At 72.4% G+C, this 18,049-nt stretch carries 13 protein-coding genes; 8 read left to right on the top strand and 5 right to left on the bottom strand.

The features are described from left to right. Positions 1–129: 129 nt before the first annotated feature. The 4 genes from ETAA1_RS00430 to ETAA1_RS00445 all read left to right on the top strand — a co-directional run bounded on the left by ETAA1_RS00430 (position 130) and on the right by ETAA1_RS00445 (position 8,300). Positions 130–1,689 carry a type II secretion system protein GspK gene (locus ETAA1_RS00430; protein WP_145233320.1) on the top strand — a complete coding sequence of 520 codons (1,560 nt, stop codon included), beginning with the start codon at positions 130–132 and terminating at the stop codon, positions 1,687–1,689. Positions 1,690–1,796: 107 nt separating this feature from the next. After that, entirely contained in the window at positions 1,797–3,392 is a 1,596-nt protein-coding gene (locus ETAA1_RS31320) for an ETRAMP family protein (RefSeq protein ID WP_202920556.1), read from the top strand. Positions 3,393–3,478: 86 nt separating this feature from the next. Beyond that, a complete protein-coding gene (locus ETAA1_RS00440) occupies positions 3,479–5,242 on the top strand; it encodes a hypothetical protein (protein WP_145233322.1) in 1,764 nt (587 codons plus the stop codon). A 43-nt stretch (positions 5,243–5,285) separates the two neighbouring features. Beyond that, on the top strand, positions 5,286–8,300 hold the full coding sequence (locus ETAA1_RS00445; protein ID WP_145233323.1) for a serine/threonine-protein kinase: 3,015 nt from the start codon (positions 5,286–5,288) through the stop codon (positions 8,298–8,300). Positions 8,301–8,370: 70 nt separating this feature from the next. On the opposite strand, the gene clpX is transcribed toward ETAA1_RS00445, so the two are convergent. The 4 genes from clpX to ETAA1_RS00465 all read right to left on the bottom strand — a co-directional run bounded on the left by clpX (position 8,371) and on the right by ETAA1_RS00465 (position 11,278). After that, positions 8,371–9,669 (bottom strand): ATP-dependent Clp protease ATP-binding subunit ClpX, encoded by a 1,299-nt coding sequence (gene clpX / locus ETAA1_RS00450; RefSeq protein ID WP_145233325.1) that lies wholly within the window; start codon positions 9,667–9,669, stop codon positions 8,371–8,373. A gap of 220 nt (positions 9,670–9,889) precedes the next feature. Further along, positions 9,890–10,318 carry an SHOCT domain-containing protein gene (locus tag ETAA1_RS00455; protein WP_145233327.1) on the bottom strand — a complete coding sequence of 143 codons (429 nt, stop codon included), beginning with the start codon at positions 10,316–10,318 and terminating at the stop codon, positions 9,890–9,892. A 73-nt stretch (positions 10,319–10,391) separates the two neighbouring features. Next, entirely contained in the window at positions 10,392–10,649 is a 258-nt protein-coding gene (locus ETAA1_RS00460; protein WP_145233329.1) for a hypothetical protein, read from the bottom strand. A gap of 2 nt (positions 10,650–10,651) precedes the next feature. Further along, entirely contained in the window at positions 10,652–11,278 is a 627-nt protein-coding gene (locus ETAA1_RS00465) for an RpnC/YadD family protein (protein WP_145233330.1), read from the bottom strand. Between the two features lie 572 nt (positions 11,279–11,850). Between ETAA1_RS00465 and dnaG the strand changes: the two genes are divergently transcribed. The 4 genes from dnaG (at position 11,851) to ETAA1_RS00485 (ending at position 16,666) form a co-directional block, all read left to right on the top strand. Continuing rightward, complete coding sequence (gene dnaG, locus ETAA1_RS00470; protein WP_145233332.1) at positions 11,851–13,716, top strand: DNA primase; 1,866 nt, start codon at positions 11,851–11,853, stop codon at positions 13,714–13,716. 170 nt (positions 13,717–13,886) lie between these two features. Further along, positions 13,887–15,548, top strand: a complete 1,662-nt coding sequence (gene rpoD / locus ETAA1_RS00475; RefSeq protein WP_145233334.1) for an RNA polymerase sigma factor RpoD — start codon at positions 13,887–13,889, stop codon at positions 15,546–15,548. Between the two features lie 143 nt (positions 15,549–15,691). Continuing rightward, complete coding sequence (locus ETAA1_RS00480; protein WP_145233336.1) at positions 15,692–16,396, top strand: zinc ribbon domain-containing protein; 705 nt, start codon at positions 15,692–15,694, stop codon at positions 16,394–16,396. Positions 16,397–16,435: 39 nt separating this feature from the next. Continuing rightward, positions 16,436–16,666 (top strand): hypothetical protein, encoded by a 231-nt coding sequence (locus tag ETAA1_RS00485; RefSeq protein WP_145233338.1) that lies wholly within the window; start codon positions 16,436–16,438, stop codon positions 16,664–16,666. A 44-nt stretch (positions 16,667–16,710) separates the two neighbouring features. Here the strand turns inward: ETAA1_RS00485 and ETAA1_RS00490 are convergent, their stop codons facing one another. Continuing rightward, complete coding sequence (locus ETAA1_RS00490) at positions 16,711–17,979, bottom strand: outer membrane protein assembly factor BamB family protein (RefSeq protein WP_202920557.1); 1,269 nt, start codon at positions 17,977–17,979, stop codon at positions 16,711–16,713. Positions 17,980–18,049: the final 70 nt, after the last annotated feature.

Consider the following 18,049-nt stretch of genomic DNA (forward strand, 5'->3'; position numbering starts at 1 on the left):
CCCCCCGGTTCCACGCCCACGCCGCCCGGGGTTCCACCCCGGGCTACACGCCGACACCCCTCCGGGGTTAAGACGCAGACACGACAGCCGCCCGCCGCCCCCACGATTCACCCCGCGAGGACCGCACCGATGAGGCTCCGCCGGCCCGCCGCCGACACCGGCCGCCGTGCCCCGCGCCGCGGGTTCGTCATCGTCGCCGTCCTCATCGTCGTCGTCGTCCTGTCGCTGGCCGCGTACCGGTTCACCGACCTGATGACCGCCGAGTACCGCGCCGCCGCCCGCTCGCAGGACTCGGCCCAGGCCCGCGCCGCCGCCCGCTCCGGCGTCCACTACGCCGCCGCGATGCTGTCCGACCCGAGCATCCTCAACGGCGAGCTCGGCGGCAACCCGTACGCCGACGGCGCCTTCTACCCGCAGCTCGTCCGCGACGGCGGCGTGGCCCGCCAGGTGGCCCGCTTCGTCCTCGTCGCCGTGCTGCCGGACGGCAACGGCGGGTACGAGCAGCGGTACGGGTGTGTCATCGACGAGGCGAGCCGGCTGAACATCAACACCCTCATCCAGCTCGACGACTCGGGGCAGCTGCTCTACGACGCGCTGATGAAGCTGCCGAACATGACCGAGGACGTGGCCGCCGCCGTCGTGGACTGGGTGGACCCCGACGACGACCCCCGCGAGGGCGGGGCCGAGTCCGACTACTACCTCGGGCTGGGGCAGCCGTACCGGTGCAAGAACGGCCCGCTGAACAGCGTCGAGGAGCTGCTGTTCGTCCGCGGGGTGACGCCGCAGGTGCTGTACGGCTCGGACCGCAACCGCAACGGGGTGGCCGACGACGACGGCAGCGGCGGCACGTTCGACCGCGGCCTCGCCGACTTCCTGACGGTGTACGGCCGCGAGATCAACACCGACTCGCAGGGCCAGCTGCGCACGAACGTGAACGAGGCCGACGACCTGCCGGGGCTGTACCAGAAGCTGACCGCCCGGCTGCCGCAGGAGCTGGCCGACTTCATCATGGCGTACAAGATGTTCGGCCTGGCCGGCACCAACAGCCGCGGCGGCACCACGGCGGCGACCGTCGCCGGCGGCCCGGCCGAGGTGAACGCGGCGGTCACGCTGACGCTGGAGACGCTGCCGGTGAACAAGCGGCGGATCACCAACTTCCTCGACCTGGTGACGGCCCGGGTGACGCTGCCGCGGGTGCCCGGGGCGCCGGCCGACACGCCGCAGATGATCGTGTCGTCGCCGCTGGCCGACCCGGACAAGTTCGCGGCCATGTTCGGCGAGCTGATGGACAAGGCGACGACGACGACGAACGTGGAGCTGACGCCGCGGATCAACCTGAACACGGCCCCGCGCGAGGTGCTGATGGCCGTCCCCAACATGACCGAGGAGGAGGCCGACGCGATCATCGCCCAGCGCGACGCGCTCAACCCGACGGACCCGGGCACGGTGACGGGCGCGTGGGTGGTGACGAGCGGGGCGGTGAGCCAGGCGACGTACCGGCGGATCGGCAAGTACGTGACCGGCCGCACGATGGTGTACCGCATTCAAGCCGTGGGGTACTTCGGCAGCGGCGGCCCGGTGGCGCGGGCGGAGGCCGTCATCGACATCAACCAGGGCGCCCCGCGGACGCTGTACTTCCGCGACCTGACCGACCTGGACACGCCGCGCGGGTTCGAGCCGCCGCGGTAGTCGCACTCCAGTTCGGTTGCCGCTTGCGGCTTCGCGCTGGGAAGCGCGAAGCCGCAAGCGGCAACCGAACCACACGACGATAGACCACACTGAACCGTAGGTGTTCCTTGTCCCGATTCCTGGCCATCGACCTCGACGCCCAGGGCGTGTTCGTCGCCGCCGCCACCGTGAAGGGGGCCGCGACGCGCCCCGAGCAGGCGCTCGCGTGGGTGCCCGGCGCCGACCACGGCCCGCCGCCGCTCTCCGCGGACACCGCCAAGGCGCTCGGCGAGGGGCTCCGCGAGCGGCTCCGGGCCGCCGGCATCGCCCCCGCCCCGGCGCTGGTGAGCGTCGGCCGCGACCGCGTCATCTTCCGCGAGGTGACGTTCCCGCCCGTGCCGCTCAGTGAGGAACCGGCCGTCGTCCGCTTCCAGGTGCTGAAGGAGCTGCCGGACAACCCCGAGGACCTGGTCCTCGACTACGCCCCGCTGCCGGACACGGCCGACGGCCAGCGCCGCGCCACCGTCGTCGTCATCCGCAAGGACATTTTCGTCGCCGTGCAGGCGATGTGCGCCGCCGCCGGGCTGCGGCTCGCCGCCGTCACCCCGCGGCCGTTCGCCGTCGCCGCCGGGCTCGCCGCTGCGGTTGCCAACGGCGAGGCCGACCGGCCGCCGGACGGGACCGACGCCGCGGTCGCCACGCTCGGGCCGGGCGGCGGCGAGTTCACCGTGGTGCGCGGCTCGGCCGTGGCGTTCACCCGCACGGTCGCGGCGCAGGTGGTGGTCAACGACGCGCTGCTGGTCGCCGAGTTGAAGCGGAACGTGGCCGTGAACCCGGGGCCGACGCCGGTCGGCGTGCTGTACGTGGCCGAGCCGGAGGGCCGCGTCGGCGGGTGGGGCGCCCGCCTGCGGCGCGCCGGGTACACCGGCGTCGTCAAGTCGTTCGACCCGCTCGTGAACGCCCCGGCGACGGTGCCCGACGAGCTCCGCGGCCGGTTCGCCGCCGCCGCCGGCCTGCTCGCCGCGAAGGCCGCCGGCGCGGTGCCGATCAACTTCGCCGCCCCGCGCCAGCCGCGGGCCGTGGCCGACCCGAAGAAGAAGCTGATGCTGATCGCCGGCGTCGCCGCGGGGCTGCTGCTCGTGGTCGGCACCGCGGTCGGGTACCTGATCGTGGACTCGGCCGACTCCCGGCTGGCGCTGCTGAACGAGGAGAAGGCCGACCTGGAGAAGCAGCTGGAGGACCTCAAGCCGGACCGGGAGCGGCTGAAGGCCGCCGACCAGTGGCGGACCCGCGAGGTGAACTACCTCGACGAGCTGTACGACCTGTCGGACCGGATGGCGGCCGACGACAAGCTGCGGGTGACGAAGGTGGAGGCCGTGGCCCAGCGGATCGAGAAGGGCGGCAAGCAGGACGCGCAGGCGACGCTGAAGCTGACCGTCGGCGTGAAGGCGCCGGAGGCGGCGTCGGCGCTGCTGTCGGCGTTCGAGGCGGACAACCGGGCGGGGAACAAGTTCTACCTCGGGTCGAAGAAGCTCGGCGGCGCCCTGACGACCGGCGAGACGGCGTACAAGCAGTCGTTCACGCTGGAGACGAAGGTGAACCACCGCGACCCGAAGGACTACACGCGGCTGCCGGCGTTCACCCCGCCGCCGCGCCGCGGCGCGTACGGCACCGCGGCCCCGCCGACCGCCGCGGCCCCGCCGACCGAAGACGAGTTGCCGTGACCGGAATGACGAATGACGAATGACGACCCGCGTCGTTCGTCATTCGTCATGGGTCCTTCCCGCACACCACCGAGCCCGCCGCGCCGATGAACGCCAGAGAACGCACCCTCGCCGCCGCCCTGATCGGGATGATCGTCCTCGCCGTCGGCGGGGCCGCCGCGTGGCTGTTCGTCCTCGTGCCGTACGCGCAGAAGACGCAGGCCGCTGACAAGCTCACCGTCGACGTCGAGAAGCTGGCCGCGGAGCTGAAGGCCGCCCGGAAGGAGGCGCCGCGCCTCACCGAGGCCCGCAAGCGGAGCCTCCCCGCCGACGCCTCGCTGGCCAAGCGCGAGTACGCCGAGATGCTGGCCCGCGTGCTCCAGAAGGCCGGCGTCGCCCCCGGCTACCGCATCACCGAGAAGTCGCCCGACCCCGCCGGCACGCCGCTGCTGCCGGGCGCGGGGAAGAAGCTGGCGTACCAGAAGGTCAGCTACGAGGTGTCGTTCGAGCGGGCCGACATGTGGAACGTCAAGGACGTGCTCGAGGGCTACTACCGGCTCAACGTGTTGCAGCAGATCACCCACCTCGACATCAAGGTGGACCCCACGCCCACCCCCGCCGGCAAGGCGAAGGTGGCCGGCGACCGGCACGACCTGATCGTCAAGCTCGGCACCGAGGCCATCATCCTCGACAACGCCGAGAACCGCCGCACGCTCCTGCCGGTGCCCACGGCGTTCGCCGCCGTCGGCGGGTGGCTCGGGTACAACGGCGTCGCCCTCAGCCCCGAGGCCGGCCGCGGCATCACCCCGATGCAGCTGGCGCCGGTGCTGGCGACGAAGACCCGCGACTACAGCCTGCTGGTGCTGAAGGACCCGTTCCACGGCCCGCTGCCGCCGCCGCCGCCGATGTCGCTCGGCCGCATCGCCGACGTGGCCGTCAAGGTGGGCGAGAAGCTCGACCCGATCCGCGTGCCGGTGGTCGCCGACGCCGACTACGTCGGCAAGGTGAGCCTGACGGCGACGGTGGAGGGCGGCCCGTTCAAGGGCACCGAGGTGAAGATCGACGACGCCCGCAAGACGCTGAAGCTGGAGCCGAAGGCCGGCGAGACGGGCACGGGCACGGTCACCGTGTACGCGAAGGCGGCGAACGGGCAGAAGGCCGAGCGGTCGTTCAAGGTGCGGGTCGACGAGCCGCCGGCGGAGAAGGAGCCGACGCCGGTGGCGGCGAAGGAGGACATCGCCGCCGACATCGTGCTGATCGGCGTGTCGATCCGGTCGGACGGGACGGCGACGGCGTTCGTGCGGGACAAGTACAACCCGCTGACGTACGAGCTGGAGGCGTCGGCCCGGCGGGTGAAGGTGATCCAGTACGAGCACCTCGGCCAGCGGAAGAAGCAGAACAAGGCGTACCGCCCGGACGCGGAGAACGGGTTCGACATCGACGACGACGGCAACACCGGGACGAAGCGGAACTTCAAGGTGGTGTCGGTGGACGACGGCGGGCTGGTGGTGGAGGACCTGAAGGCGAACGAGGCGCCGAAGGCGGCGGACCCGAAGGCGGCGAAGGGCGGCCCGGTGAAGGGCGGCCCGCCGCTGCTGGTGAAGGCGCCGCCGCTGGTGAAGGCGCCGCCGGCCCCGGCGGACGGGCTGGCGGGCGCGGTGGGGTTCGCGTCGGTGGTGCGGCCGAAGGTGACGGGTCCGGTGCTGTACCGGTGGGCGCCGGGCCAGTCGCTGGCGAAGCTGACGCCGCTGTCGGCGGCGGAGGCGAAGCGGGTGCTGGCGCGGTCGGCGGCGACCGGCCCGGTGGGCGCCGCGGCGGTGTCGGCGCCGTCGTCGGACGACCCGATCGTGGCGCCGCCGAAGGGGAACTGACCGCCGAAGTGACTTGTCGGGTGTCGTGTGATACCATCGGGCGATGGCCGCGCCCGACCCCCTCGCCACCCGCGACCCCGACCCCGGCGCTACCGCCGCGCCCGACGACCCCCTCGCCACCCACACCCCCGACGCCGCCGCCACCGGCACCCCCGCCCCCGCCGGCGGGTACGTCCTCGGCGACGAGATCGCCCGCGGCGGCATCGGCGTCGTCTACCGCGCCGCCGACACCGGCCTCGGCCGCGAGGTCGCCGTCAAGGTGCTCCAGGACCGGTTCGGTGCCGCGTCCGGCACCGCCCGCCGGTTCGCCGACGAGGCCCGCATCACCGGCCGGCTCAGCCACCCCGGCATCCCGCCCGTCCACGCCTTCGGCACCCTCCCCGACGGCCGGCCGTTCCTGGCCATGAAGCTCATCAAGGGCGACACCCTCGCCGAGCTGCTCGCCCGCCGCCCCGACCCCGCCGCCGAGCGCGGCCGGTTCGTCGCCGCGTTCGAGCAGGTGTGCCAGGCCGTCGGCTACGCCCACAGCCAGGGCGTCATCCACCGCGATCTGAAGCCGGCGAACGTGATGGTCGGGGCGTTCGGCGAGGTCCAGGTCATGGACTGGGGGCTCGCCCGCGACGGGACTGACGAAGGCCGAATGACGAATGACGAAGCCCCGACGCGCGAGTCGTCGTTCGTCGTTCGTCATTCGTCGTTGACCCAGGCCGGTGCCGTCATGGGCACGCCGGCGTTCATGCCGCCGGAGCAGGCGCGCGGCGACACCGACCGCATCGACGCCCGCAGCGACGTGTTCGGGCTCGGCGCCGTCCTGGCCGTCGTGCTCACCGGCCAGCCGCCGTTCGCCGGCCCCACCGCCGAGACCACGTGGGCGGCGGCCACCCGCGGCGAAGTGGCCGACTGCTTTGCCCGACTCGACCGGTGCGGCGCCGAGCCGGAACTGATCGGGCTGTGCCGGCGCTGCCTCAGCCCCGACCCGGCGGGGCGGCCGGCCGACGGCGGCGAGGTGGCGCGCGCCGTGGCCGGGCTGCGGCAGGCGGCCGACGACCGCGCCCGCCGGGCGGAACTCGAGCGCACCCGGGCCGAGGTGCGCGCCGCCGAGGAGCGGAAGCGGCGGCGGGCGCGGCGGCTGCTGGTGGCCGCCGGGCTGGCGATCGTCGCCGGGCTCGCGGCCGTGGCGTGGCGCGCGGAGCGCGCGGAGACCGCCCGCGCCGCCGAGCTTCAAGCCCGTCGGCTGACCACCGAGCGCGACGTACTCGCCGCGCTCAACGAGGCCGAGGCGCTCCGCGCCGAAGGGGCGCGGCAGGCCGACGACCCCGCGCGCTGGGCGCTCACCCTCACCGCCGCCCGGTCCGCCCACAAGCGCGCCGCGGCGCTGCTGGCGGCCGGCGACCCGACCGACGAGCTGACCGCGGCGGTCGCCGCCGCCGCCGCCGGGCTCGACGCCGACGACCGCGACCGCGCCCTCCTCGCCGAGCTCGACCGGATCGCCGACGAGAACGACATCCGGTTCATCATGCCGGTCACGATCACCGACCGCGTGTCGGTGCGGTACGCGGCCGCGTTCCGGGCCGCGGGGATCGACCCCGGCGCGGCCGAGCCGGGCGGCGTGGCGGCGTGGCTGAAGGGGCACCGGTTCCGCGACCGGCTGACCGCCGCGGTGCGGGCGTGGCGCAGCGCCGCCCCACTGGTGGAGCCCGGCTCGCCGCCGCCCGCCGGGGGCGCGGCCCCGCCGCGCCTGCGCGACCGACTCCGTGCCGTCCTCCTGTTGGCGACGGACGACCCGTTCACCCGCGAGTGGTGGGCGGCGGCCGAGCGGCCGGACGAACCGAAGCTGCGGGCGCTACTGACGCGCCCGGAGGTGGCGCGGATGTCGGCCCGGGAGCTGGGGGTGTTGGCCGAGGGGTTGGCGGACGGGTCTGGTGGCACGATCCTGGCCGTTCAGGCCGAGCTCGCCCGGGTCGCCTACGAGCGTGCCCCGGGCGAGTTCTGGGCGCACATGCGGCTGGGGTTCCGCAGTTCCGAACCCGATGACCCGGAGATCATCCGCCACTTCACCGCCGCCGTCGCCGCCCGCCCCCGCAGCGTGGCCGCCCGGCTGGCGCTGGGGATGGCGCTCAAGGAGGCCCGGCCGGACAGCCCGGACGGCGGCCGCCTCGTCCGCTCGGCAGTCGAGCTCGACCCCGCGTCGCCGTGGCCACACATCCTCATCGGCACGTCGGGCGCCTTCGCCGCGGACTACGACGAAACCGTCGCGGCCCTGCGCCGGGCCGTCCAGCTCGACGCCGACCTGGCGTTCTTCATGATCACCGTACTGTACAGCGAAATGGTCGCCGGCAGCCGCGGAGTGAAGGCGCTGACCCCGGTCGAGCTGGCCCGGGCGTGCGACGAACTGATCGCCGCCCGGCCCGATCACCCCGGCGGGTACGACTTCCGGGCGAAGGTGCGGGTGGCCGCCGGCGACAACCGCGGGGCGCTCGCCGACCTGCGGGCGTCGGCGGCGCGACCGAAATCCGGCTACGCGGGCCGGTCCCTCTCCCAGTTCCAGCACGTACAGCTCGAGCAGCTTGCCGGGTGGGAGGCGAAGCTACCGGCCGTCCTCCGCGGCGAGCTCCGGCCGGCGACCCCGGCGGAGTGGTTCCAGCTGGCCCGGTACTGCGCCACTTTCGAGCACCGCTACGCCCTCGCGGTCCGGTTCGCGACCGAGGCCGGGGCCGAGCGGCCGACGGTGGACGTGGTGCAGGCGGCCGGTTGGGCGGTGCAGGCGGGGTTCGGGCTCGGGGCCGACGGGCCGGGGCTGTCGGTCGAGGAGCGGGCTCGGCTGCGGCGGCAGGCGCTGGACGTGCTCCGAACGGCGCGGACGAAGGGCGGCCCGATCGCGACTCTCATCGGCCCGGTGGCCCGCACCACGCGAACCCTGGCCCCGACCCGCGACCCGGTGGCGCTGGCCGCGTTGCCCGCCGACGAGCGCGAGGGGTGGGTCCGCTTCTGGGCCGAGCTGGCGGCGTCACCGCCTCCTCCGCCGCCGGCCCCGCCGCCGCGCGAGGTGAAGCGGTAGCGGGTGAGAACGCGAAAAGCCCGGGGACGGCCGTCCCCGGGCTTCGCATGTCGAGGTGCTTGGCCGGCGCTCACGCGCTCTTCTTCCCCGGCTTCTTCTCGAACAGCTTCCGCTCGCCGCGCACCACGTCCGGCGTGATCAGGTACTTCCCCTTGTGCTCCATGTCCGGCAGCTCGTACATCACGTCCATCATCACCTCCTCCACGATCGACCGCAGCCCGCGCGCCCCCGTCTCCCGCGCCTTCGCCAGCCGCGCGATCTCCGTCAGCGACTTCGGGTCGAACTCGACCTCCGCCCCCTCCATCTCGAACAGCTTCTGGTACTGACGCACCAGGGCGTTCTTCGGCTCCGTCAGGATGCGAATCATCGCGTCCTCGTCCAGCGGGTCCAGCGGCGCCAGCACCGGCAGCCGGCCGATGAACTCGGGGATCATCCCGAACTCGATCAGGTCGTCCGCCGTCACCTGGCTCAGCAGCTCGCCGACGCTCCGCTCCTTCTGCCCCTCGTTCACCGCCCCGAACCCGATCGACTTCCGCCCCAGCCGCCGGCTGATCGTGTCGTCCAGCCCCACGAACGTCCCGCCGCAGATGAACAGGATGTTCGACGTGTCCACCTGGATGTACTGCTGCTCCGGGTGCTTCCGCCCGCCCTGCGGCGGCACGTTGCTCACGGTGCCTTCGAGCATCTTCAGGAGTGCCTGCTGCACGCCCTCGCCGCTCACGTCGCGGGTGATCGACACGTTCTGCGACGTCTTGGCGATCTTGTCGATCTCGTCGATGTAGATGATGCCGCGCTGCGCCGCCTCGATGTCGAAGTCGGCCGCGTGGAGGAGCTTCAGGATCAGGTTCTCCACGTCCTCGCCGACGTACCCGGCCTCGGTGAGCGTGGTGGCGTCGCCGATGGCGAACGGCACGTCGAGCACCTTGGCGAGCGTGCGGGCCAGGAGCGTCTTGCCGCTGCCGGTCGGGCCGATGAGGAGGATGTTGCTCTTCTCGACCTCGACGTCCTTGACGCCGCTCTCGCCGAGGGAGAGGCGCTTGTAGTGGTTGTGGACGGCGACGGAGAGCGCCTTCTTGGCGCGCTGCTGGCCGATGACGTACTGGTCGAGCCGCTCCTTGATGGAGCGCGGCGACGGCGTGTTGGAGCTGCTCTGCTTGGGGCCGCCGCGGCGCTTCTTCTCCTGGTCGATGATCGACTGGCAGAGCTCGATGCACTCGCCGCAGATGTAGACGTCGCCGGGGCCTTCGACGAGCGGGCCGACGTCGCGGTGCGAGCGGCGGCAGAACGAGCAGTAGGCGTTGCGGTTCCGGCCGGCCGTACCGGGCGGCTTGCGGGCGCCGGTGTCGGTGGGGGTGCGGTCACCAGCCATGCGGGGTCCCCAGGGCAGGGTTCGGGGGGAGTGATTGGGGCGGCGGCGCCGGTCAGCGGGCCGGGGCTCGGCGTCGGGGAAGTACCCCGACTTCAGGCTAATCATACCGCGACCGGATTCGGGCGCGACACGGGTTCTGAATAACTGTCCTAATCGGTTTCGGGCGACGGCCCGACCCTGCGGGTTCTGCCCCGCGGGCCGGATGCGGCAGAATCGCCGGTTACGTCGGCCGGGGCGGGGGTTGTGGGTCGTCGAAGTAGTCGTCGGGGAGCGGCCCCGGCAGCGTCGGGTTCGGGGGCGCGGGCGGCGCCGGGGCCGTGTCCAGTGCCGCCGGACTCTTGGTTTCGACAGCCGAAGCCGGGCCTTTCAGCCTGGCGGCGGCCTTCTGGCGGAGGCGGGCGTACTCCTCCTCGGTGATCTCGCCGCGCTCCAACATGCCGCGGAAGCCGGTCAGCTCGGCGGCGCCGTCGGCGGTGCCGGGGGCGAGCCCGCTCTTCCGCCAGCGGTCGACGAAGTAGATGACGACGCCGCCGGCGAGCAGTGCGGCGGCGATGGCCAGGGAGGCGTAGAGGAGTTCGGGCTTTTCCCAGGGCGTGCCGGGCGGCTTGCCGCCGGCTTGCGCGAACAGGGAGAGCAGCGACGACGACATCCGGGCGCCTCGGGTGCGGGCGTGGCGTCGTCAAGGGTAGCCCAAACTGCCCCGGCGGGAAAGCCCGCCCCGCTTACGGTGTGGTCAGGAGATCATCCCAGCCGGCTGCGGTCGGGATAGCGTCGAACATCCGTTCGAGCCGGTCGCGGTCGGCGATAGCGGCCAGGGAGGCGTCGACGGCGGCCGGCGGCGGGCCGAACTGACGCGTACCGAACCGTGTCACGAACCGCCGGGCCTCTTCGACCTGTCCTTCCACTTTCCCTTCGGCTTGGCCCACAACCTTACCCCGCCGGAGGATCAGTTGGTACGTCGTCGAGTCTTCCAGGGTCATGCTCAGTCCCTCGTAGATGGCCCGGACTTTCTCCTCATCATACCGCAAGCCGCACAGGATGAACTGGCTCCGAACAGCACCTTCGCCAGGTGCGGCGGCACGTCCGGCTCGGTCAAGCGGTCGCGGAATCGCTCGACCGCCCCGTCCAGATTCCCGGCGGCCGCGTTCGTCAGCACGGCCAGCGGGGCCAGCCCGGGGCCGGCGCTCAGGAACGACGCCACCGACTCCGCCCAGACGCGCACCACCGTGTACCCAAACGTCAGGTGCGGGGTCGGGCCGATCGCCAGTGCCAGCGTGCCGGTCAGGTCGGTGGCGTTCGCCTTCGGCCGCAGCAACACCAGCACCGAGTAGGTCGGCAGCCCTGTCGCGCCGAACGCGGCGACGTTGTACCGCAGCAGCTCGGCGGGGATGCCGAGGCGGCCCGAACTCTCGAACTCGACGTGGACGGCGAACGGCGGCGCGGCGTTCACCCGGAACAGCCGGTCGGCTTGCAGTGTCGTCGAGAGGTCGGTGTCGATCAACTCCGCCGGCCCGGTCGGCAGCCCGGCCCGTGCGGCGAGGAACGCCGCCCAGTCCGGGACGTGGTCCAGCACCAGCGACTTCAGCGTCGTGTCGTACTCCTTCGCCACACCCGCGCCCTCCCCGATCACCCTTGTCGGCCCCCGACTCCAGGTTGGTTGCGGCACTTCCGCGAAGTTCCCGGCGGCTCGCGCCCGGTCGCGCGCCTTCCGCGCCCCGGCGCGGTGGCGCCGGTCGGCGGGTCGACTGTCGGCGGTTCCGCCGGCGAAACCGGCCCGGAGCCCGCGACCGGCCGCGGGAATGAGGTAAGCTGAAGGGGACGTGCGGCTCGGAACGGACCCAACTTGACGGTTTTTCCGGCGGCCGTATAATTCGCAGTGCGTCAACGGATTGGCGCACCGACCCTGAGGCTCAGGAGAGAGCCGCGGCACCCGTCGAGGCCCGCCCCCCACCCCACGGCAATTCTCCCCCACCGGCCGCCAGGCACCGCCCGGCGCGACCGACCCGACCGGGGACTGCCGGCTCCACCGAAGCCCGGGGATCACGGGACCACGACACCACGCCGAAGGCCGATCGACCCGCGGACCCGTACCGACCGCCGACGCCCCCGTCCCGCCCCGATTCGCCCGGCCGACCTTCCGGCCGCGGCGGGACGCCGCCCGCCGGCAACCGCAGGTGACACGTGCCGTCCGACCCGGTGGAGCTCACCCGCCAGATCAAGGCCTCGTGCGACATCGCCGATGTCGTCGGCGGGTACCTCACGCTCGTGCCGGCCGGCCCGGTCTTCAAAGCCATCTGCCCGTTCCACACCGACAGCCGCCCCTCCCTGGACGTCGACAGCCGCCGCCAGCGGTACAAGTGCTGGAGCTGCGGGGCGCACGGCGACGTGTTCAGCTTCGTCGAGCACATGGAGAAGGTCGGGTTCCGCGAGGCCCGCGAAATACTCGCCAAGAAGGCCGGAATCAAGCTCGACGAGCAGCCGTCGCCCCAGGACCAGGCCCGCAGCCGGCTCCTCGGCGTCATGCGCTGGGCCGCCGAGCTGTACCAGACGAACCTGCTCAACTCCCCGGACGCGGCCGCCGCCCGCACCTACGTCGGCGAGCGCAAACTGAGCGGCAAGACGACCCGCGACTTCGGCCTCGGCTACGCCCCGCTCGGCGGCGACTGGCTCGTCCAGCGCGCCCATATCGACCGTGTGCCGCCCGAACTCCTGGTCGAAGTCGGCCTCCTCGGCAGCCGCATGGAGGGCCGCGGCTTCTACGACCGCTTCCGCGACCGGGTGATGTTCCCGATCCGCGACGTCCAGGGACGGGCCATCGGCTTCGGCGGGCGGATCATGCCCGAAAGTCCCCTCCTCCCCCGCGCCCCGAAGTATTACAACTCCACCGAAACGCCGCTGTTCTCGAAGTCGGACGTGCTCTACGGGCTGGACCTCGCCCGCCACGCCGGCCACGCCGCCGGGTACCTCGCCGTGGTCGAGGGCTACACCGACGTGATGATGGCCCACCAGTGCGGGGTGCCGCAGGTCGTGGCCACGATGGGCACCGCCCTCAACGCCCGGCACGTCGCCCAGCTGCGGCGGTACGCCCCCAAGGTGGTCCTCGTCTACGACGCGGACGCCGGCGGCATGACGGGCGTGGACCGGGCGCTGGAACTGTTCGTGTCCGAGAGCGTGGAACTCGCCGTCGCTACCCTGCCCGACGGGCTCGACCCCTGCGATTTGCTTGTCCGACCCGAAGGAGTGGGTACGTTCAACAAGGTCCTGACCGGCGCCGAGGACGCCCTCGACTTCGCCTTCCGCCGCCTCCTCGGCGACGCCGGGGCGCCGTCCGTCGAGGTGAGCCGGAGCGTGCTGGACCGCATCCTCGGCGTGATGGTGAAGTCGGCCAGCTGGAACGCGAAGGGCGCGTACCCGACCGAGCTGCGGGTGAAGCAGGAACTCATCATGACCCGGCTGTCGTCCCGCCTGGGGCTGAAGCTGGAGACCGTGTGGGCCCGGCTCGGCGAGTTGAAGCTCGACTACCGCCGCCACGAAGCCGAGCAGGCCCGCCGGGCGGCGCCGGCGCCGCTGGTGCAGGCGTCCGCGGCCCGGACCACGGCGGCGCCGCCGGCGGCGAAGCGGGCCGGCCCCGCGGAGGCGTGCGAGAAGCAGCTCGTGGAGCTGCTGCTGGCCGACCCCGGGCTGGTGCCCACGGCCGCGCTCGCCGTGACGCCGGACGTGATCTCCCACAGCGGGCTGCGGCGGCTGCTCGGCGAGATGTACGCCATCCAGGCCGCCGGCGCCGTCCCCGACCTGGACGCCCTCCGCGAGCGGCTGGCCGACCGCCCGGACCTGTACGACGCGGCCCAGAAGCTCCACTTCGTCGGCACCTCGATGGGCCGCGAGCCGGAGGAGCGGGCCGAGTGGCTGAACCGTGTGCTGACGCGGTTCAGTGATTTGAAGGCCGAGGCCGACCGGCGGCGGGTGCGGGACGCGCTCGCCGCCGGGGCCGACGACGCCACCGAGCTGCTCCGCCTCCTCCAGGGGCGGGGGCGGTTGCCGGACTGACGAGTGCGGAGTGCGGAGTGCGGAGTGCGGAGTCGAAGACAGCAGTTCTTCACGCCGCACGCCGCACGCCGCACGCCGAACTTCCCAAGGGAGCACCACGGATGGGCGCCACCGTCACACGATCCACCCGCCGCCGGCCCGCCGCCGACGGCACTGTGGGAGGGGTTCGGATGGACTGGAAAGCGGACGAGACGCTCCTGGCGCTCATCAAGCGCGGCAAGGAGTCCGGCTCGCTCACCTTCGACGAGGTGAACCAGGCGCTGCCGGAACTCTCGGAGCCCGAGCGGCTCGCCGAGGTCCAGGAGCTCCTCGAGCAGTACGGCATCAGCCTCATCGACGAGGCCGACACCGAGGAGGCCGACGAGAACCCGGCCGCCGTCACCGCCGAGCTGCTGGCCGAGGCCGAGCTCGCCCCCGCCTTCGAGGACTCCGACGGCGACGGCCGCCACATCGACGACCCCGTCCGCATGTACCTCACCCAGATGGGTGAGATTCCCCTGCTGACCCGCGACAAGGAAATCGCCCTCGCCCGCAAGATCGAGGTGACCCGCCGCCGCTTCCGCCGCAAGGTGCTGGAGTGCGACTACGCCATGCGGCAGGTGGTCGAGACGCTCAAGCGCGTCATGTCCGGCGACCTGCCGTTCGACCGCACCATCAAGGTGAGCCAGACCGAGAACCTGGAGAAGGACAAGATCCTCCAGCGGATGCCGCACAACCTGCGGACGCTGGAGCCGCTGATGGAGCACAACGTCGAGGACTTCCAGCGGATGACCGACGACCGCACCGAGAGTGCGGAGCGCGAGGGGCTGCGCGAGCGGCTGCGGCTGCGGCGGCGGAAGACCGTCACGCTCGTCGAGGAGCTGTCGATCCGGACGCAGAAGGTCCAGCCGCTGATGAAGAAAATGGAGCAGATCGGCGGGCGGATGACGGAGCTGGAGGAGGGCGTGACGGCGCTGCGCGGCAACCGCGCCGCCCGCGAGGAGAAGGCCAACCTGGAGAAGGAGCTGCAAGACTTGCAGCTCATCACCCTGGAGGAGCCGGCGAGCCTGCGGAAGCGCGTGGCCGTGATGAAGCAGCGGTTCCTGGAGTACGAGCAGGCGAAGCGTGAACTGTCGGGCGGCAACCTGCGGCTGGTCGTGAGCATCGCCAAGAAGTACCGCAACCGCGGGCTGTCGTTCCTCGACCTGATCCAGGAAGGCAACACGGGCCTGATGCGGGCGGTGGACAAGTACGAGCACCGCCGCGGCTTCAAGTTCAGCACGTACGCCACGTGGTGGATCCGGCAGGCGATCACGCGGGCGATCGCCGACCAGGCGCGGACGATCCGCATTCCCGTCCACATGATCGAGACGATGTCGCGGCTGCGGAACGTGTCGAAGGCGCTGCTGCAGCAGCTCGGCCGCGAGCCGACGATCGAGGAGACGGCGAAGGCGGCGAACATCACGTACGAGGAGTGCAAGCGGGTCCTGAAGATCAGCCGGCAGCCGATCAGCCTGGACCGGCCGGTGGGGGAGAGCGAGGACTCGTACTTCGGCGACTTCATCGAGGACGACTCGGTGGAGAGCCCGGTGAGCGCCGCGGCGAACGAGATGCTGAAGGACAAGATCGAGGGCGTGCTGAAGACGCTGACGTACCGCGAGCGCGAGATCATCAAGCTCCGCTACGGTCTGGGCGACGGCTACACGTACACCCTCGAAGAGGTCGGCCGCATCTTCAAGGTGACGCGGGAGCGGGTGCGCCAGATCGAGGCGAAGGCGGTGCGGAAGCTCCAGCACCCGGTGCGCAGCCGGCAGTTGGAAGGCTTCCTCGACGCGGCCCGCCAGCGGGGCTGAGTTGTGGGTGAGGCGAGCGGCCCGCGTGAGCGGGCTGTTCCTGAGCACACTAGATGCGATCAGGAACAGCCCGCTCACGCGGGCCGCTCGCCTGCGCGAGCGGTCGTCGCGCCGTAGAATGCCCGCAAAGGAGCCGGCCGCCTATGTCCGTCACCAGCACCCTCCGCGAGTGCCACCGCCTCCGCAAGCACCTCAAAGCGCTCCAGGAAGAGATCGACCGCGGCCCCCGCGTCCTCAAGGCCCAACAGGCGCGCCTCGCCGCCGAGGAGCAGGCCCACAAGGACCACCACGAGACGATCAAGAAGCTGAAGCTCAAGCAGCGCGACGACGAGGGCACCCTCAAGCAGACCGACGCCCGCCTCGTCAAGCTCGGGCAGCAGCTCCTCGGCATCTCCGTCACCAAGGAGTACGAGGCCAAGCAGTCCGAGATCCGCCAGGCGACCGACCTCAAGAACCAGCTCGAAGAGACGATCCTCGCCACGATGACCGACCTCGACGCGCGCACGGCCGCGATCCCGGCGGTCGAGAAGCAGTGGGCCGACGCGCAGGCGGAGTTCAAGGAGTCGCAGGCGGACGCGGCCGACCGGCTGGCGCGGATGCAGGCCGACCAGAAGGAGTCGCAGGCGGCGCTGGCCGCGGCCGAGGCGCAGCTGCCGGCGAACGTGAAGGCGATCTACGACGCGCAGGTCAGGGGCCGCGGCCCGGACGCGATGGCGGCGCTGAAGGGGAAGGTGTGCCAGGGCTGCCGCGGGTCGGTGACGGACCAGAAGATCTACGAGCTGCAGTCCGGCGGGTACGTGCCGTGCCCGAACTCCGCCTGCGGCCGGCTGCTGTACCCGGCCGAGTAACGCCGGCCGTTCGCCCCAATCCACAGACCGAGCCGAACCATGCTCACCAAGTGGAAGTACATGACCCAGCAGTTCTCGACTGAGGGGTTGTCGGTGGACGTGGTGGTGGAGCGGCGGCACGCCGAGATGAGCCTGATGGGCGAGTACGGCTGGGAGCTCGTGTCCGCGAACGTGTTCCGCAGCCCCGACACGGGGCTGGACACGGTCATCCTCTTCTACAAGAAGCCGGTGTCGGACGTGGTCGCCACGCCGGCGCCGCGCGGGCGCTGAGGATCGCCGCCCGCGGCGGTGCAGCGCCGCGAGCGGCGACCGAACTACTCGATCGTCCACAGCGTCACACTGTCGCGGTCGCGGACGAAGACGTGCTTGCCGTCCACCACCGGGTACGCGTACGTGCCGCCGTCGGCGACGCGGTACCTGGCCAGCTCCTTGTACTCGGCCCCGGCCGCGTCCAGCACCACCAGCTGGCCCGCCGGCGTCAGCGTGAACAGCGCCGAGCCCGCCACCACCACCGACCCGTAGCCGCCGCCGCCGCCCTTGCCGCCGAAGCCGCCCTTCCCGCCCTTGCCCGGCTGCGGCGCCGCCGTGCCGCCCGCGGCCGCCGGCCGGCCCGTCCACGCCGTCTTGCCGGTCGCGGTGTCGATGGCGAAGACGGTGCCGTCCTGGGCGATGTTGAACAGCCGGCCGCTCGCCACCGCCGGGCTGCCGTACTGCACCGGGTTCTCGTCGTTGGCCCACAGCTTCGTCGCCTCCAGCGCGTCGCCCTTGCGTTCGAGCTTCATCGCGGTGTTGGCCTTGCCGCTGCCGCCGTACATCACCACCGGCCCGGCCGTCACCGGCGTCGAGGCGTTATACTTGCTGCTGAACGCCGCCTGCCACAGCATCTTGCCGTCGGTCAGGCCCACCGCCGACACGGTGCCCGTCGTCTCGGCCACGACCGCCTTCAGGCCGCCGACGTCCACCACCGTGGGCGAGGCGTACTTGGTGCCGTCGGACGCCCACCGCCAGCGCTCGGCGCCGGTGGCCAGGTCGAACGCGACCACCGCCCCGCCGCCGTCGCCGCCGACCTGCACGACGCACAGCCCGCCGGCGACCAGCGGCGAGCACGACGCGCTGAACCCGGGTACGCGGCCGGTGTTCTCCTTCTTCCACAATTCCTTCCCGGTGGAGGCGTCGCGGCACACCAGGACGCCCTGCACGCCGAACGTGACGACCTTGCCGTCGGCCACGGCCGGCGACGACCGCGCCGCCGGGTACCCGCTCGCCGGGCCGCCCGCGGGGGTGGTCTTGTAGCCCTCCTTCCACAGCACCTTGCCGGTGGCGGCGTCGAGGCAGCGGAGCACCTCCTGGCCGTCTTCCCAGCCGAAGGCGTACAGCTTGCCGCCGGCCAGCGCCGGGGTAGCGACGCCCTGGCCGACGGGCACGGTCCAGCCCTTCTTGAGCTCCTTCGGCCACGCGGCCGGGGCGGTGAAGCCGGCGGCGACGCCGTCGCCGGCGGGGCCGCGGAACTGCGGCCAGTCGGCGGCGACGGCGGGGAGTGTGAGTGCGAGTGTGAGTGCGAGTGCGATCCGACGCGCGGGCATGGCGGGCCTCCTGGGGGCTGGCGGTAACAAACGCGGCGGGTGGTGAGAAGGCGATGAACGAACGGGTCGC

Origin of the sequence: Urbifossiella limnaea (genome assembly GCF_007747215.1) — a bacterium.
GTDB lineage: Bacteria > Planctomycetota > Planctomycetia > Gemmatales > Gemmataceae > Urbifossiella > Urbifossiella limnaea.

Coding starts and splice junctions, on each gene's coding strand:
- ETAA1_RS00430 (WP_145233320.1), top strand. CDS start 130: ATGAGGCTCCGCCGGCCCGCCGCCGACACCGGCCGCCGTGCCCCGCGC.
- ETAA1_RS00440 (WP_145233322.1), top strand. CDS start 3,479: ATGAACGCCAGAGAACGCACCCTCGCCGCCGCCCTGATCGGGATGATC.
- ETAA1_RS00445 (WP_145233323.1), top strand. CDS start 5,286: ATGGCCGCGCCCGACCCCCTCGCCACCCGCGACCCCGACCCCGGCGCT.
- clpX (WP_145233325.1), bottom strand. CDS start 9,669: ATGGCTGGTGACCGCACCCCCACCGACACCGGCGCCCGCAAGCCGCCC.
- ETAA1_RS00455 (WP_145233327.1), bottom strand. CDS start 10,318: ATGTCGTCGTCGCTGCTCTCCCTGTTCGCGCAAGCCGGCGGCAAGCCG.
- ETAA1_RS00460 (WP_145233329.1), bottom strand. CDS start 10,649: ATGACCCTGGAAGACTCGACGACGTACCAACTGATCCTCCGGCGGGGT.
- rpoD (WP_145233334.1), top strand. CDS start 13,887: ATGGACTGGAAAGCGGACGAGACGCTCCTGGCGCTCATCAAGCGCGGC.
- ETAA1_RS00480 (WP_145233336.1), top strand. CDS start 15,692: ATGTCCGTCACCAGCACCCTCCGCGAGTGCCACCGCCTCCGCAAGCAC.
- ETAA1_RS00485 (WP_145233338.1), top strand. CDS start 16,436: ATGCTCACCAAGTGGAAGTACATGACCCAGCAGTTCTCGACTGAGGGG.
- ETAA1_RS00490 (WP_202920557.1), bottom strand. CDS start 17,979: ATGCCCGCGCGTCGGATCGCACTCGCACTCACACTCGCACTCACACTC.